General features: G+C 61.1%; 15 protein-coding genes. 12 read left to right on the top strand and 3 right to left on the bottom strand.

Annotated features, from left to right (window positions below):
• Nucleotides 1-7: 7 nt before the first annotated feature.
• Nucleotides 8-505 (top strand): hypothetical protein, encoded by a 498-nt coding sequence (locus JNL55_RS37120; RefSeq protein WP_293867142.1) that lies wholly within the window; start codon nucleotides 8-10, stop codon nucleotides 503-505.
• Between the two features lie 85 nt (nucleotides 506-590).
• Here JNL55_RS37120 and JNL55_RS37125 read toward each other — a convergent pair whose 3' ends face one another.
• On the bottom strand, nucleotides 591-1,613 hold the full coding sequence (locus tag JNL55_RS37125; protein ID WP_293867145.1) for a sulfate ABC transporter substrate-binding protein: 1,023 nt from the start codon (nucleotides 1,611-1,613) through the stop codon (nucleotides 591-593).
• A gap of 39 nt (nucleotides 1,614-1,652) precedes the next feature.
• Nucleotides 1,653-3,092: an OprO/OprP family phosphate-selective porin gene (locus JNL55_RS37130; protein ID WP_293867148.1), complete on the bottom strand. Its 1,440-nt coding sequence runs from the start codon at nucleotides 3,090-3,092 to the stop codon at nucleotides 1,653-1,655.
• Nucleotides 3,093-3,537: 445 nt separating this feature from the next.
• Here JNL55_RS37130 and JNL55_RS37135 point away from each other — a divergent pair, with 445 nt between their 5' ends.
• From JNL55_RS37135 to JNL55_RS37170, 8 genes are all read left to right on the top strand, one after another.
• Nucleotides 3,538-4,923: an anthranilate synthase component I family protein gene (locus JNL55_RS37135; RefSeq protein WP_293867151.1), complete on the top strand. Its 1,386-nt coding sequence runs from the start codon at nucleotides 3,538-3,540 to the stop codon at nucleotides 4,921-4,923.
• Between the two features lie 23 nt (nucleotides 4,924-4,946).
• Complete coding sequence (locus tag JNL55_RS37140) at nucleotides 4,947-5,528, top strand: anthranilate synthase component II (RefSeq protein ID WP_415923247.1); 582 nt, start codon at nucleotides 4,947-4,949, stop codon at nucleotides 5,526-5,528.
• On the top strand, nucleotides 5,525-6,568 hold the full coding sequence (gene trpD, locus JNL55_RS37145; RefSeq protein ID WP_293867157.1) for an anthranilate phosphoribosyltransferase: 1,044 nt from the start codon (nucleotides 5,525-5,527) through the stop codon (nucleotides 6,566-6,568). Before JNL55_RS37140 ends, trpD begins: the two co-directional genes overlap by 4 nt.
• Nucleotides 6,569-6,570: 2 nt before the next feature.
• Complete coding sequence (locus JNL55_RS37150) at nucleotides 6,571-7,449, top strand: indole-3-glycerol phosphate synthase TrpC (RefSeq protein WP_293867160.1); 879 nt, start codon at nucleotides 6,571-6,573, stop codon at nucleotides 7,447-7,449.
• The gene (locus tag JNL55_RS37155; protein WP_293867162.1) at nucleotides 7,446-8,054 is read left to right on the top strand and encodes a phosphoribosylanthranilate isomerase; all 609 of its coding nucleotides are present in this window, start codon (nucleotides 7,446-7,448) and stop codon (nucleotides 8,052-8,054) included. Before JNL55_RS37150 ends, JNL55_RS37155 begins: the two co-directional genes overlap by 4 nt.
• A complete protein-coding gene (gene trpB / locus JNL55_RS37160; protein WP_293867165.1) occupies nucleotides 8,051-9,295 on the top strand; it encodes a tryptophan synthase subunit beta in 1,245 nt (414 codons plus the stop codon). Before JNL55_RS37155 ends, trpB begins: the two co-directional genes overlap by 4 nt.
• On the top strand, nucleotides 9,295-10,065 hold the full coding sequence (gene trpA / locus JNL55_RS37165) for a tryptophan synthase subunit alpha (protein ID WP_293867168.1): 771 nt from the start codon (nucleotides 9,295-9,297) through the stop codon (nucleotides 10,063-10,065). The genes trpB and trpA overlap by 1 nt, the downstream gene beginning before the upstream one ends.
• A 203-nt stretch (nucleotides 10,066-10,268) precedes the next feature.
• Nucleotides 10,269-10,637 (top strand): hypothetical protein, encoded by a 369-nt coding sequence (locus JNL55_RS37170; RefSeq protein ID WP_293867171.1) that lies wholly within the window; start codon nucleotides 10,269-10,271, stop codon nucleotides 10,635-10,637.
• On the opposite strand, the gene JNL55_RS37175 is transcribed toward JNL55_RS37170, so the two are convergent.
• Nucleotides 10,634-12,121: a putative bifunctional diguanylate cyclase/phosphodiesterase gene (locus JNL55_RS37175; protein WP_293867174.1), complete on the bottom strand. Its 1,488-nt coding sequence runs from the start codon at nucleotides 12,119-12,121 to the stop codon at nucleotides 10,634-10,636. The two genes, JNL55_RS37170 and JNL55_RS37175, sit on opposite strands and share 4 nt — an antisense overlap.
• A gap of 185 nt (nucleotides 12,122-12,306) precedes the next feature.
• On the opposite strand from JNL55_RS37175, the gene JNL55_RS37180 reads away from it, so the two are divergent.
• The 3 genes from JNL55_RS37180 to JNL55_RS37190 all read left to right on the top strand — a co-directional run bounded on the left by JNL55_RS37180 (nucleotide 12,307) and on the right by JNL55_RS37190 (nucleotide 14,002).
• The gene (locus JNL55_RS37180) at nucleotides 12,307-12,867 is read left to right on the top strand and encodes a TIGR00730 family Rossman fold protein (RefSeq protein ID WP_293867177.1); all 561 of its coding nucleotides are present in this window, start codon (nucleotides 12,307-12,309) and stop codon (nucleotides 12,865-12,867) included.
• A 100-nt stretch (nucleotides 12,868-12,967) separates the two neighbouring features.
• Complete coding sequence (panD, locus tag JNL55_RS37185; protein WP_293867180.1) at nucleotides 12,968-13,339, top strand: aspartate 1-decarboxylase; 372 nt, start codon at nucleotides 12,968-12,970, stop codon at nucleotides 13,337-13,339.
• Nucleotides 13,340-13,351: 12 nt separating this feature from the next.
• The gene (locus tag JNL55_RS37190; RefSeq protein WP_293867183.1) at nucleotides 13,352-14,002 is read left to right on the top strand and encodes a DedA family protein; all 651 of its coding nucleotides are present in this window, start codon (nucleotides 13,352-13,354) and stop codon (nucleotides 14,000-14,002) included.
• The last annotated feature ends 3 nt before the right edge of the window (nucleotides 14,003-14,005 follow it).

The following is a 14,005-nucleotide window of genomic DNA, read 5'->3' on the forward strand; positions in this document are numbered from 1 at the left end:
GGCTCTCATGAGCAAGCCCGGGGATAAATCATCCCAGGAACCGCCCAGCCCGGACGCCGCCCCCGACCCCACCGACAAGCGTTCCGGCAGGATCTCCTATGATGAGCGCGGCAACTCAGTCTGGGAATGGCAACTCGAAACCGGCGTCTACAGCCGCGACATCAGCACGCAGCGTTTGAAGAAGCTGGACTTGAACGACCTGTCGATCGCCGATACCGCGGTCAACGAGCGTCCGCCCGGCATCGATCAGTCCGGTGCCAAGCCTGGTGCCAAACCCGCTGCCAAGCCAGTGCCCGGCGGCGGCTTCAATCCTTACGACAATTCCTCGACACCTGGCGGCAAGGTTGGCACTAACCCTTACAATAGTGCCGGCGGCGGCGCTCTCAAGCCCGGTGCCAAACCGGCGGCACCGGCGCGTAAGCCAGCCGATCTGAAGAAGCTGCAGGAATGGATGGAGCTGCGGAAGCGCGTCGAACAGAACAAGCGCGAAGACGACGACGATTGAGCGAACCTCGCGCTTATTAAAAAAGCCCCCTTGGTTGCCGAAGAGGGCTCGCTCGAATCCATCACGCCCTAGCCAACGCTGGCCCTCATTGAGGCGCGTAGATCTGGTCGAAGACCCCGCCGTCGGCGAAGTGCACTTTCTGCGCCTCGCTCCAACCGCCGAAATCCTTGATGGTCACCAGGTTCAGCTGGGGAAAGGTTTTGGCGTACTTGGCGGCCACGGTCTGATCGATGGGCCGATAGAAGTTCTTGGCGATGATTTCCTGGCCTTCCGGGCTGTACAGATACTTCAAGTATTCGGTGGCCACATCGCGCGTACCTCGGCGTAGCACCACTTTGTCGACCACAGCCACCGGCGGCTCGGCCAGGATGCTCAGGCTGGGCACTACGATTTCCACTTTGTCCGGGCCCAGTTCTTTGATCGACAGGAACGCTTCGTTTTCCCACGCCAGCAGCACGTCGCCAATACCGCGTTGAACGAAGGTCGTGGTGGAGCCGCGTGCACCGGTGTCGAGCACGGGCACATGGCTGAACAGCTTCTTGATGTAGTCCTTCGCTGCAGCTTCGCTGCCGCCCGGCTGTTTCAATGCCCACGCCCAAGCAGCGAGATAGTTCCAGCGCGCGCCGCCGGAAGTCTTCGGATTCGGCGTGATGACCGAGATGCCGGGTTTGGTCAGATCGCCCCAGTCCTTGATGCCTTTGGGATTGCCCTTGCGCGCCAGGAACACGATGGTCGAAGTGTAGGGCGAGGCATTGTGCGGCAGACGCGACTGCCAGTTCACCGGCAACAACTTGCCCGTGGTGGCGATGGCGTCGATGTCACCGGCCAGCGCCAACGTCACCACGTCAGCCGGCAAGCCATCGATGACGGTGCGCGCTTGTTTGCCCGAGCCGCCGTGCGACTGTTTGATGGTGACGATGTCACCGGACTTCTGTTTCCAGTAGGCCGAGAACGCCTTGTTGTACTCCTCATAGAGTTCGCGGGTCGGATCGTAAGAAGCATTCAACAAGCTGACCTCGGCGGCCCGAGCCACCGGGGCCGAGAGCGCGACGGCGGTGAGCGCGATGCCCACCCACCGGCGCCAGGAGAATATTTCGGAACGCGACATGAGTTGTTATCTCCGTGCAGGATATTGTGTAGTCAAGGTTCAGAAGCCGACCGCGAAGCGAGTAAACAAAGCCTTCTCATCCGGCCGGTCGCCGGTGACGGCGCCGCCCTCGAAGCTGGTCACGTCATAGTTCAGCGACCACTTGTAGTTTTGTGTCAGATACCAATTCACACCCAAGCCCCAGGCACTGGCTTTGCTGGCGCTGCTGGCGGGATTGGCGAACGAGTCGGTGCCGCCGCTGAAAGCATCGTCATCGATGTCCAACTCGTGATAGCGAGCGACCAGTTCCACTGCGCCCCACGTGCCCTTGCTCGGATCGAACACCGATTGCGATGTGAAGCCGCGGAAGGTTTCGTCTTCGCCGGTAGCGAACCACGCGAACTGAATCTGCCAAGCGGTGTTGTCGAGCGTATCGCTGCGAAGGCCGGCCGTTGGCGTGACTCGCGAAACTTCCTGAGAAACATTCACGTACTCGCCGAGCACGCTGAAGCTGCCGAGTGAGTAATAGGCTTGCGGCGTCCAGCGCACGCGTTCGCCGTCGGCGATGGTGCCATTCACCGCAGGTGTCGTGCCGCTGGCTGCAGTGGTGCCACGATAGCTGAAGAATGTTTGCTGACCTGGCGTGCGATAGCCAGGCAACAGCGTCGTGGTGGTGCTGCCGGTCGAATTCACATACGTGCCGGCGACACCGAAGCCTAGGCCGCGCAGCGCGAAATTGTCCGAGTTCAAGAATGGTTGGAAGAACACGCGTGCCGCCCAGTCACCCTTGGTGTCGTTCTCGACATCGGCAGTCGGCGTGTTGCTGTCGCTGCTGCTGCCGTCGCTGACGCCGTTGAAATAGCCGATGGAATAATTCACTACGCCGCCATTCAGATCGCCGCCCAGTTGTAAGCCCAGATCGCGATTGGGCACCAAGCTGGTCGGCAAGCCGCGCTCGATGAAACGTAGATCGTTAGCTGAAACCAGGCGCTCGAGGCCCACCGGCACTTTGAACTTGCCGGCGGTGACCACGGCCCACGGTTTCAGGCGAGCGGCGACGAATGCATCGAGAATGATGGTGCGACCACCGGCGAAGTCCGGTGTGAAGCGGAAGTCATAAATGCTATTGAATGTTCCTTCCAGCGTGGGCCGCACACGACGCAGGATCCAGGTGTCGGCAGTCGCGGGTGTGATGTCGTCGGGGAAATAGCGGCCGTCGAAATGCAATGTGCCACGCAAGCGGGCCACATTGGCGCCGTCGGCGGATTGAATGCGGAAACCTTGCTGAGGCGAGGCGCGTACCACGGGCGTGTTCGGAACCGCGGCCTTGGCCGCTTCCTCATTCAACTCCAGCTTACGTTCCAGGATACGGATTTTCTGTTCCTGTGCGTCCAATCGTTGGCGTAGCTCGGCGAGTTCGTCGGCCGGCGTGGCGGCTGCCGCGAGGCTCAGCACCAAGCCAACGCAGGCCGTTACGCTGCGATGCATATTTGCAGACATAGGTTTCCCCCATTTTTCAGTTTGAAGTGGCGGATCGACTCACGGGCTGTGACCGCCCTGAGACCATCGTAGGAGTGCTCAGGTGACGGAGCAGTCGTAGCCAAGTGACAATTCGGTATCAAGCCGGGAGCCGAGGTAGAAGTTGCGGACCCGTGATGCAGCATGTGCTGACCGGCCCGTTACCGACCCGAAGGCCGATTGCATACACGGAAGTTGACTGCCGCTCGCCTGGCCGGTAATACTGACGCCCATGATTCAGTTGCTTGCAACGCATCGCTGGTGGTGGCGACCCTTACTGGAGAGGGCCGCTGGAGCTTGCCGGGCGTAACGAACACACACTAGCCAAGCATCCAATCAAACCCATCTCCGTGCAGCGATCCGGAGATGGGTTTTTTATCGCCCCTCGCCGGACCGAAGAGCACGGTTCATCGCCGAGGACACATCAGTGCAACCACCCTTCGACATTGCCGCAGACCTGGACACCCCAGTCTCGGCCTATCTGAAGCTCAAGCCCTTCAAGCCCCGCTTTTTGCTGGAAAGTGTCGAGGGCGGCGAACGGTTGGCGCGGTACTCCTTCATCGGCTTCGGCGACTGCCTGGAAGTGCGCCTGGATGACAAGGGACTGAGCATCGACGGCCGGCTCGGGCCGCCGCCGCAAACCCAGGCTGAGCTATTGAGCGCACTGCGCAGTGCCCTGGCTCGGGCGCCTCAACCCAGTCCGCAGATTCCGGGGGTGCCGTTGCCGGGTGGTCTGGTCGGAGCCGCCAGTTACGACTTGGTCAGACGCTTCGAACGTTTGCCGCCGCGAATCGCAATGAGTGAGCCCACTCCGGAAGCTCACTACCTCGCACCGCGGTCGTTGCTAGTGTTCGACCACCTGACTCGCGGTGTCGCGCTGTTACATGCAGGCAGCGAAAGCGAACGCGTCGCGCTCCGCCGAGAAGTGGTGAAGGCATTGCGTGGCGCCATCCCGCCCAGCGAAAAGAAGATCAAGTACTCGCCTGCGATCGGCAGCCTCAGCGAAGCCCAATACATCGAAGGTGTGCACAAGGTGAAGGAATACATCGCTGCCGGCGATGTGTATCAGCTGGTGTTGTCGGTGCGCTTTGCCGGCTTGTGCGATCTGGAGCCGTTCGAGGCTTATCGCGCGCTGCGTCTGCTGAATCCCTCTCCTTATATGTATTTCTGCGAGCTGGGCGATGCGACCATCGTCGGCTCCTCGCCCGAAGCATTGGTGAAGCTGTCACGCGGTCGCGCGTCGATGCGTCCCATCGCCGGCACACGGCCGCGCGGTAGAGATTCGGTCGACGACGCGTTGCTACAAAAAGAATTGCTGGCCGATCCGAAAGAGAACGCCGAGCACGTCATGCTGGTCGATCTGGCCCGCAACGACTTGGGCCGCGTCGCCAAGGCCGGCTCGGTGAATGTGAATCCTTATCGCAGCATCGAGCGCTACAGCCATGTGATGCACATCGTCAGCGGTGTGAACGGCGAGCTGGCACCGGGCAAAGATGCATTCGATTTGTTTGCTGCCGCGTTTCCCGCCGGCACGTTGGTGGGTGCACCGAAAGTACGAGCCATGCAAATCATCGACGAGCTCGAGCCGGTGCGGCGCGGCTTCTACGGCGGCACCATCGGTTACTTCGGTCACGGCGGCGACATGGATCATGCGATCACCATTCGCACCGTGGTATTCCGCGGCGACACCTACAGTTTCCAGGCGGGCGCCGGCATCGTCGCCGATAGCGTGCCTGCGATGGAATATCAAGAAGTCCTGGCCAAGAGTGCCAGCGTGCGGCGCGCCCTGGCGCTGGCGGAGGAAGGGCTGTGAGCAATCATCAAGAAGCAGTGCGTCTGCTGCTGATCGACAACTACGATTCGTTTACTTACAACTTGGTGCAAGCCTTCATGGTGCTGGGCGCCGACGTGCTGGTGCATCGTAACGACAGCATCACCGTCGACCAGGCCAAGTCGCTCAAGCCTACGCATCTGTGTATCTCGCCGGGCCCGGGCACGCCGTACGACGCGGGTGTGTCGATGCGCATGATCGAAGCGTTCGCTGGCGAGGTGCCGATCTTCGGCGTCTGTCTTGGGCACCAGTCACTGGTCGAAGTCTTCGGCGGTAAGGTGGTTCGCGCCGGCCGTCTCATGCACGGCAAGACTTCTCTCGTGCATCACGACGGTCAGAGCATTCTCAAGGACATGCCGGAGCCGTTCGAAGCAGGCCGTTATCACTCGCTGATCGCGCAGCCCGATACGCTGCCCGATACGCTCGAAGTCACGGCGCGCACCGACGAAGGCGAAATCATGGGCGTGCGGCACAAGACCTTCAACATCGAAGGCGTGCAGTTCCATCCGGAAAGCGTGCTGACGCCGCAAGGCCCGGTGCTGATGGGCAACTTCCTGCTACAGCGCTCCGGCAAGCGAGCGGCATGAGCATGCGTCAGACGCTCGATCGATTGCTCGATCGCGATAATTTGAGCGAGCAGGAAGCCGCAGAGTTACTGGTGGCGTTGACCGATCCGGCGTTGGCCCCGGCGATGGGCGGCGCCATCCTGGCAGCGCTGCGTTCCAAAGGCGTGACGGCTGATGAACTGCGCGGGTTCGCCAAGAGCATGCGCAAACTCGCGCGTCGACCGCAGTTGCCGCCCGGTGGACCGCTGGTCGATATGGTCGGCACCGGTGGCGATGGCTCGGGAAGTTTCAATCTTTCGACCGGCGCCGCGCTGTTGGTGGCATCGATGGGCATTCGGGTCGCGAAGCACGGCACCAGTTCGGTTTCCAGCCGCAGCGGTAGTGCCGATGTGGTGCGCGCGTTGGGTTTGAATCTGCCGCTCGATGAGCAGGCCGCCGGTGAATGTCTCGCCGAGACTGGCTTTACGTTTTTCTTCGCGCCTCATTATCACCCGTCCATGAAAGCGGTGATGCCGATTCGTCAGGCGCTCGGGGTGCGCACGGTATTCAACATTCTGGGCCCGTTGGCGAATCCGGCCGAACCGGAGTTTCATTTGATCGGCGCGTATCACGTCGATGTCGCTGCCTTGATGGCGGAGACGTTGGCGGGTTTGCCACTGAAGCGTGCTTACGTCGTGCATGGTGCGGCGGGCTGGGATGAGGCCACGCCCATCGGCCCGTTCGACTTGTTCGAGGTCACGCCCGGCAAGGTCGTGCGTACCAAGCGCAGTGCCGAGGAATTCATGCTGCCCAGCTGTTCCGTCGAGGATTTGAAGGGCGGCGACGCGGCCTATAACGCCGAACGTATGCGCGCCGTGCTGGAGGGTCGGGAGCAGGGTGCCCATCGCAACGCGTTGATCCTGCAAGCGGCATTGGTGCTCGAATTGCTAGGTAAAGCGGCTTCGGCGCAGGATGCTGCGCGTATGGCACAGGATGCCATCGAGGGCGGCGCCGGGCGGCGTCTGCTGGAAAAATTGACGGCTTTCGGCCAACGTAACACGGCCGCGAGTCAGGGGCGCTGATCATGTCTGGCTTGCTTGCTCAAATGACTCAATCGAGCCTCGCTCGGCTCGAACAAGCGCGTGCGCGCGAATCCGAAAAGGCGTTGTGGGCGCGAGCCTCCGATATGGCGCCGGCGCCGCAGCTGCGCTTGTCGCCGGAAGGTTTCGATGTGATTGCCGAATGCAAATTGCATTCGCCGTCGGCGGGCGATTTGTCTGCTAACACCAGCGATGTCGAAAGCCGGGTCACCGAATATGCGTGCGGTGGCGCATGCGCCGTGTCTGTGCTCACCGAGCCGTTGCGTTTCGGCGGTCAGCTCGAACATTTGACTCGCGCCGCCAAGGTGCTCACTCCGCACAACGTGCCGGTGATGCGCAAGGACTTCCTGGTCGATCCGTATCAAGTGATGGAAGGTCGTGCGGCCGGTGCCGGTGGCGTGCTCGTCATCGTGCGCATGCTCGACAAGAGTCGTATCACTGCGTTGCTCGACTGCGCCGCCATGTTGAAGATGTTTGTGCTGCTCGAAGCGTTCGATGCCGCCGATCTAACTATCGCTCGTGAAGTGCTCGCGTTACGTCGCGGCCACGATGAGCAAATCCTGGTCGGCCTCAATTGCCGCGATCTCGACAAGCTCACCGTCGAACTGTCGCGCTTGTCCGAGCTGGCAGACAGCATGCCGCCGGGATTCGCGCCGGTCGCGGAGAGTGGTGTGAACACGGCGGATGATGTCACCGCCATCGTTGGTCACGGCTATCGCGTCGCGTTGATCGGCACGACTTTGATGAAAGCACCGCAGCCGCGCGAATTGCTGGGCAAGTTGTTATCTACCGGCCGCCAGGCGGCCATGAGCATGGCGACTCGCAAGCTGCGCATTGCCAAAGGCGAAGTGCGCGAGGAATGAGCGACGCCGTGTGGGTCAAAGTCTGCGGGCTGACGACGTCTGAAGCCGTTGCGGCGGCGGTAGACGCTGGCGTAAACGCAGTAGGGTTTGTGTTCGCCGAGTCGAAGCGCCGAGTCACCGCTCAGCAAGCGGCGGCATTGGCACGCGACGTACCAGCAAACATCACGCGAGTCGCGGTGATGTTGCATCCGTCGCAGGCGGAGCTAGACGAAGTTTGGTCGGGGTTTCGTCCGGATGTGTTGCAGACCGATATCGATGATTTGACCAGCTTGCAGATCCCGACCGGCTTGCAAGTGACGCCGGTGATTCGTTCGGGGCGTGAGTTGCCGGCAGTGTTGCCGACACGATTGTTGTTTGAAGGTCCGGTGAGCGGCACTGGCGAGACCACCGACTGGTCGGCGGCTGCCAGGCTCGCGACCCGCACGCAGTTGATATTGGCGGGCGGATTACAACCGAGCAACGTGGCTGCGGCCATCGCGACGGCCAAGCCGTTCGGCGTCGATGTCAGTAGCGGCGTCGAAGCGCGGCCAGGCGTGAAGGATCCACAGAAGATTTATGAGTTTGTCCGTAACGCACGTGCGGCGGGCAGCGGAGTAGCGAAATGAGACATTCTTTGAGCAAGAGCGAGCAGCAAACGTTGCTGGCCAACGTCCAACAGGACGCCTATCCCGACGAGCGCGGCCGTTTCGGTCCGTTTGGCGGTCGTTTTGTTCCCGAGACGCTGGTGCCAGCGCTGGATCGGTTGCAGGCCGGTGTCGATCGCTATCTGCGCGATCCGGAATTTCTAAAAGAGTTTCATGACGAACTGCATAACTGGGTCGGTCGTGCCACGCCGCTGACCTTCGCGCGCACGCTGTCGGAGAAGTGGGGTGCGGAAATCTGGTTGAAGCGCGAGGACCTTGCGCACACGGGCGCGCACAAGATCAACAACTCCATCGGCCAAGTGCTGCTGGCGAAGAAGCTTGGCGCCAAGCGCGTGATCGCGGAGACGGGTGCTGGTCAACACGGTGTCGCATCGGCTGCGGCCTGCGCACGACTCGGCATGCCGTGCACTGTCTATATGGGTTCGGTGGACATGGAGCGCCAGGCACCCAACGTCGGTCGCATGAAGTTGCTCGGCGCGACCGTCGTGCCCGTCACCAGCGGCGATAAAACGTTGCGCGCTGCTGTCGACGAAGCATTGCGCGATTGGGTGTCCGACCCGAACGGCACGTATTACTGCCTGGGTTCGGCCATCGGTCCGCATCCTTATCCATACATCGTGCGTGAGTTGCAGTCGGTCATCGGTCGCGAAGCCCGCGTGCAGATTCTGGAGCGCACCGGCAAGTTGCCCGATCTGGTGGTCGCGTGCGTCGGCGGCGGCTCCAACGCCATCGGCATGTTTCATCCGTTCGTCAAAGATCAAGGCGTCGCGATGCTGGGCCTGGAAGCCGGCGGTATCGGCAGCGGGCTGGGTCAGAATGCCGCATCGATTGCCTACGGCACGCCGGGTGTGTTGCAAGGTTGTTTCTCGCTGTTGTTACAAGACGAGAACGGTCAGATTCAGGAAACTCATTCGGTGTCCGCCGGCCTGGATTATCCGGGCGTCGGTCCCGAGCACGCGTTGCTTGCAACCATCGATCGCGTGAAGTACGAAGCCGTGAACGATGACGATGCGCTCGCCGTGTTGGCGGAGTGCTGCGCGGCTGAAGGTATTTTGCCGGCGATCGAATCCTCGCACGCATTGGCCGGTGCCAAGCGCTACGCGCTCGCCAATCCTGGCAAGCGAATTCTGATCGCGCTTTCCGGTCGCGGCGACAAAGACATGCCGACGCTGCAACGTACTCTGTTGAAGGATGTGCTGTGATGCCTGCTCGTGACTCCATCAGCACCGCGATTCGTAATCGGCGCGCGACCGGTCAGCCGGCGTTGATCGCCTACATCACCGCGGGCTTTCCCAAGCGCGAAAATTTCATTCAACAACTGAACGCGGTCGCCGACGCGGCCGATGTCGTCGAAGTCGGTGTGCCGTTCACCGACCCGATGGCCGATGGCACGACCATTCAGCGCTCCAGTCGCGTGGCGTTGGAGCAGGGCGTGTCGTTGCGCTGGATTCTGCAAGAGCTGACGCGCGCCGAAGTGAAGCCAAAGGCGCCGTTGTTGTTGATGAGCTATCTGAATCCGCTGCTCGCTTACGGCATCGACAAGTTACCGGCCGACGCGGCGCGGGCCGGCATCTCGGGATTCATCGTTCCCGATTTGCCGTACGAAGAAAGTCATGACTTGCGCAATGCATTGGATGCGCACGGCCTGGCGCTCGTTCAGTTTGTCACGCCAGTGACGCCGACCGAGCGCATGCAGATGTTGTGCGAAGGCAGTGGCGGATTTATTTATGCCGTCACCATGACCGGCACCACGGGCAAGAACGTCGCGGTGCCCGAAGAAGTGCTCGAATACTTTCAGCGCGTGAAAAAGATTTCACCGGTGCCGGTGTGCGCGGGCTTTGGCATTCGTAGTCGTGAGCAGGTGCAGCGGTTGGCACCGTTCATCGACGGCGCCATCGTCGGTTCAGCGTTGGTCGAAGTGCTGGAGCGCGGCGAGGACCCCGCGAAATTTCTAAACTCGTTGCGCAGCTGAGCGCATTGTCGCGATCGCGCGACGGTAAATATTTCCATTCGATGAACAGGCGACGACAGCTTTTCGCTGAAATGTCGCCTGTCGTCGACATGGGTCCATGGTTCACTTGCGCTGCAGCCGCGACTGCAGGAACAATCTCGCCTCTTGTTTCTTAACGATACGTCAGCGGGTGTGATGCCGCGCGTGGGGTGCAGGCGGGGGCGATGGCTTCGAAATCTCCAGGCTGGTTGTCGGGACTGTTTGGCGCTGCTGTAAAGAAGGCGCCGAAAGCGCATAGCTCGCCGCAGCGCGCGCCGACCACGAACAATGCTTATCACGCAGTCTCAGTAATGCCGGGGCCCAATGCCTGCGCGGCTGCGTACCGATTTTCCGGTCAGCGTTTCTTGTCGCTGCAAGCGCCGCGCTTGCCGCTGCCGAGCTGCGATGCTGCGGCTTGCAACTGCCGCTTCAAGCATCACAAAGATCGCCGCGCCGGGCCGCGTCGAAACAGCGATGTGGGCATGGTGACCGCGTCGTTTTCAGGCAATGAGCGTCGGCTCAAACGCGGCCGTCGCGTCACCGATCACAATTAAGGCGCGATTTCCGGCGTGAAGGCCGACAGGCGGCTCTGAGTACGAAGCATGTCAGCTTCGGTGAGTTCGGGGCGTTCGGCCCGCATCTTCAGCAACAGCGCTGCGAAAGCCGCCGCCGGCACCGCCGGACTACAGAAATAACCTTGATATTGATCACAACCGAGCTCACGCAGGAAGCTGAGTTGCTCGGCGGTTTCGACGCCTTCGGCAACCACCCGCAGTCGCAAATTGTGAGCAAGCGAGATGATGGCTTTGACGATGGACGCATCGTCGGGATTCGACAGCAAGTCGCGCATGAAGCTGCGATCGATCTTGAGCTTGTCGAGCGGGAAGCGGCGTAGATAACTCAGACTCGAATAACCGGTGCCGAAGTCGTCGATGGAAATGTGCACGCCCATGGTGCTCAAGATTTCCAACGTCGATGCGGACTTCTCCGCGTCGTCCATGATGGCGCTTTCGGTGAGCTCGAGTTCCAGGTAGCCGGGCTGCAGCTTGGATTCTTCGATGGCCGAGCGCACTACCGCGACCAGATCGACGTGCCGGAATTGTTTGGCTGACAGATTCACTGCCACGCGCACTGGCGACATTCCTGAATTGATCCACGCGCGCACTTGTCCGCACGCCTCACGCAACACCCATTCGCCAATGGGCACGATCAAGCCGGTCTCTTCAGCAATCGGAATGAATGAATTCGGCGGCACCAGGCCGCGCGTCGGATGACGCCAGCGAAGCAATGCCTCGGCACTACGAATCCGATTGCAGCCGATGTCGACCTTGGGTTGATAATGCAGTTCCAGTTGGCCGAGTTCGACGGCGCGTCGCAAATCGTTTTCCAGCGACAGCCGTTCGTCCGCGGCGTTGGACATTTCCAGTGCATAGAACCGATAGCTGCCACGGCTGGCGGCCTTCGCGCAGCGTAACGCCATCTCCGCCCGGCGCAGCAACAGATCGAACGAATCGCCATCCAGCGGATACATGCTGACGCCGATGGTCAACGAGGTATGAATGTCGAGCGCCGCGATCACGAACGGGTCGCGCACTGCTTGCACGATTTTGTGGACCAGCGCTTCGGCTTCGCGCGGGCCCCGCAGTTCGCGAGCGATGACGGTGAACTCGTCGCCGGCCAGGCGCGCCAACACACTGTTGCTGCCGAGCACGGGGCGCAGGCGTTGTGACAATGCCAACAACAACTCATCGCCCGCTTGATGACCGAGCGAGTCGTTGATGGGTTTGAGCCGATCGACGTTGAGAACGATGACCGCGAATTCGGTGCCGCTGTGTTGTGCATCCAACACGGCTTGCGCGGCGACGACGGCAGCGGCGCGGCGAGTGGGCAGGCCGGTCAAATAGTCTGCGCCGTCACGCCGGCGCGACACTCGTTCACGGTGCAGCTGGATCGCGAACCACGTAGCGATGACCGTCGGAGTGACCAGGATCGCAATGATCGGCAGGTACACCCACCAGTGTTGAAAGGTCCCTTGCATGTATCCAAAGTCGTGTCCCGCAGGCCGTGGGACGTTCGTTGAACATATCGGGCACGCGCCGGCCGGCTTGAGCGACGGGGACCCAAAGAACACTGACGCACGTCGTTGGAGTCAGCAAAGTGTGCGCTGGCTCTCACTCTGTCTAGTGCCGATTAACGTAATCGGGCCTCGGTTAGAATCGCTCCATGCGTGCCATTTGTGTGTTCTGCGGCTCCAGCTCCGGCAACCGTCCCGACTATGTAGAAGTAGCCCGTGCCGTCGGTCGGTCGATCGCCCGCCGCGGACTTACATTGGTCTATGGCGGCGGCAAGGTGGGCCTGATGGGCGCGGTCGCCGATTCCGCCCTGGCCGCCGGCGGCCGCGTGGTCGGCGTCATCCCGCAGATGCTGTTGGATCGCGAAGTCGGCCATCCCGGCTTGAGCGAGCTGCATGTCGTGACCACCATGTCGGAGCGCAAATTGCTGATGGGCGCGCTGTCCGATGGGTTCCTGACCCTGCCCGGCGGCATCGGCACCCTGGATGAGCTGTTCGAGGCCTGGACCTGGACTCAGCTCGGGCTACACGACAAACCCAGCGGCCTGCTCAACTACAGCGGCTATTACGATCAGCTGATCCAGTTTCTGGACCTGGCGGTCAACGAGGGTTTCCAACGGCCGCGTCATCGGGCGGCATTGCTGGTCGACACCGAGGTCGAGTCGCTGCTCGATCAGCTGCTGGCCGCCGCGACAAAGGCTCCAGCGGCGTAATTCAGCGGCCACGCCTCACCTTGACACTGGTGGGCCGCAGACCTCAGCCTTCGGGCCGCCGATTGGGGTCGGCTGTTTCCCGCCATGTCAGAGGATTTCCATGCTCCGTACCATGCTCCAGGCCAAGTTGCACCGAGTCCGTGTGACGCAAGCCGACCTGGATTACGAAGGTTCTTGCGGTATCGACGAAGCCCTGCTGGACGCATCCGGGCTGCGTGAAAATCAGTACATCGAGCTGTACAACGTCAACAATGGCGAACGCTTCTCCACTTACATCATCAAGGCGCCGCGCGGTTCAGGAGCCATTTCTCTGAACGGCGCCGCGGCTCGCAAGGCCATGGTCGGCGACCTGCTGATCATTTGCTCCTACTCGCAATATTCCGAAGCCGAGCTCGAACAGCACCAACCCATCGTGGTGCTGGTGGACGAACAGAATCGTCCGCGCGTCAAACCGCTGCGTGCGGCATCCTGAGGCGCGGCGTGCATGGAGCTGGTTACCTGGTTCGTCGATTTCATCCTGCATCTCGATAAACATCTGATCGAGCTGATCGCCGACTATCGCTATTGGATTTACGCGATTCTGTTCGTGATCATTTTTTGCGAGACCGGCGTGGTGGTGACGCCCATCCTGCCTGGCGATTCTTTGTTGTTTGCACTGGGTGCATTGGCGGCAGTCGATCAGACCGGCACGTTGAATGCGACGGCACTGTGGCTGCTATTGATGGTGGCCGCGTGGCTGGGCGACGCGACCAACTTCCGCATCGGGCGAGCTGTCGGGCCGCGGGCGTTCAGCGGCAAGATTCGCTGGCTGAAGAAGGAATATTTGGATCGCACGCATGCGTTCTATGAGAAGTACGGCGGCAAGACCATCGTGCTCGCCCGCTTCGTGCCCATCGTGCGGACCTTCGCGCCCTTCGTCGCCGGCGTCGGCGACATGAACCGAGCCAAGTTCTTTACTTACAACCTGGTGGGCGGGTTCTTGTGGGTGACCATCTTTATCTGGGGTGGTTACTTGTTCGGTAACGTGCCTTTGATCAAAGAGAACTTCGGCATCGTGACCATTTTGATCATCGTGATCTCGGTACTGCCGGTGGTGTGGGAGCTGCTTCGCCCCAAGAAACCGGCCGGCGCGTAACGC

This window comes from Steroidobacter sp. (assembly GCF_016790065.1).
GTDB lineage: Bacteria > Pseudomonadota > Gammaproteobacteria > Steroidobacterales > Steroidobacteraceae > Steroidobacter.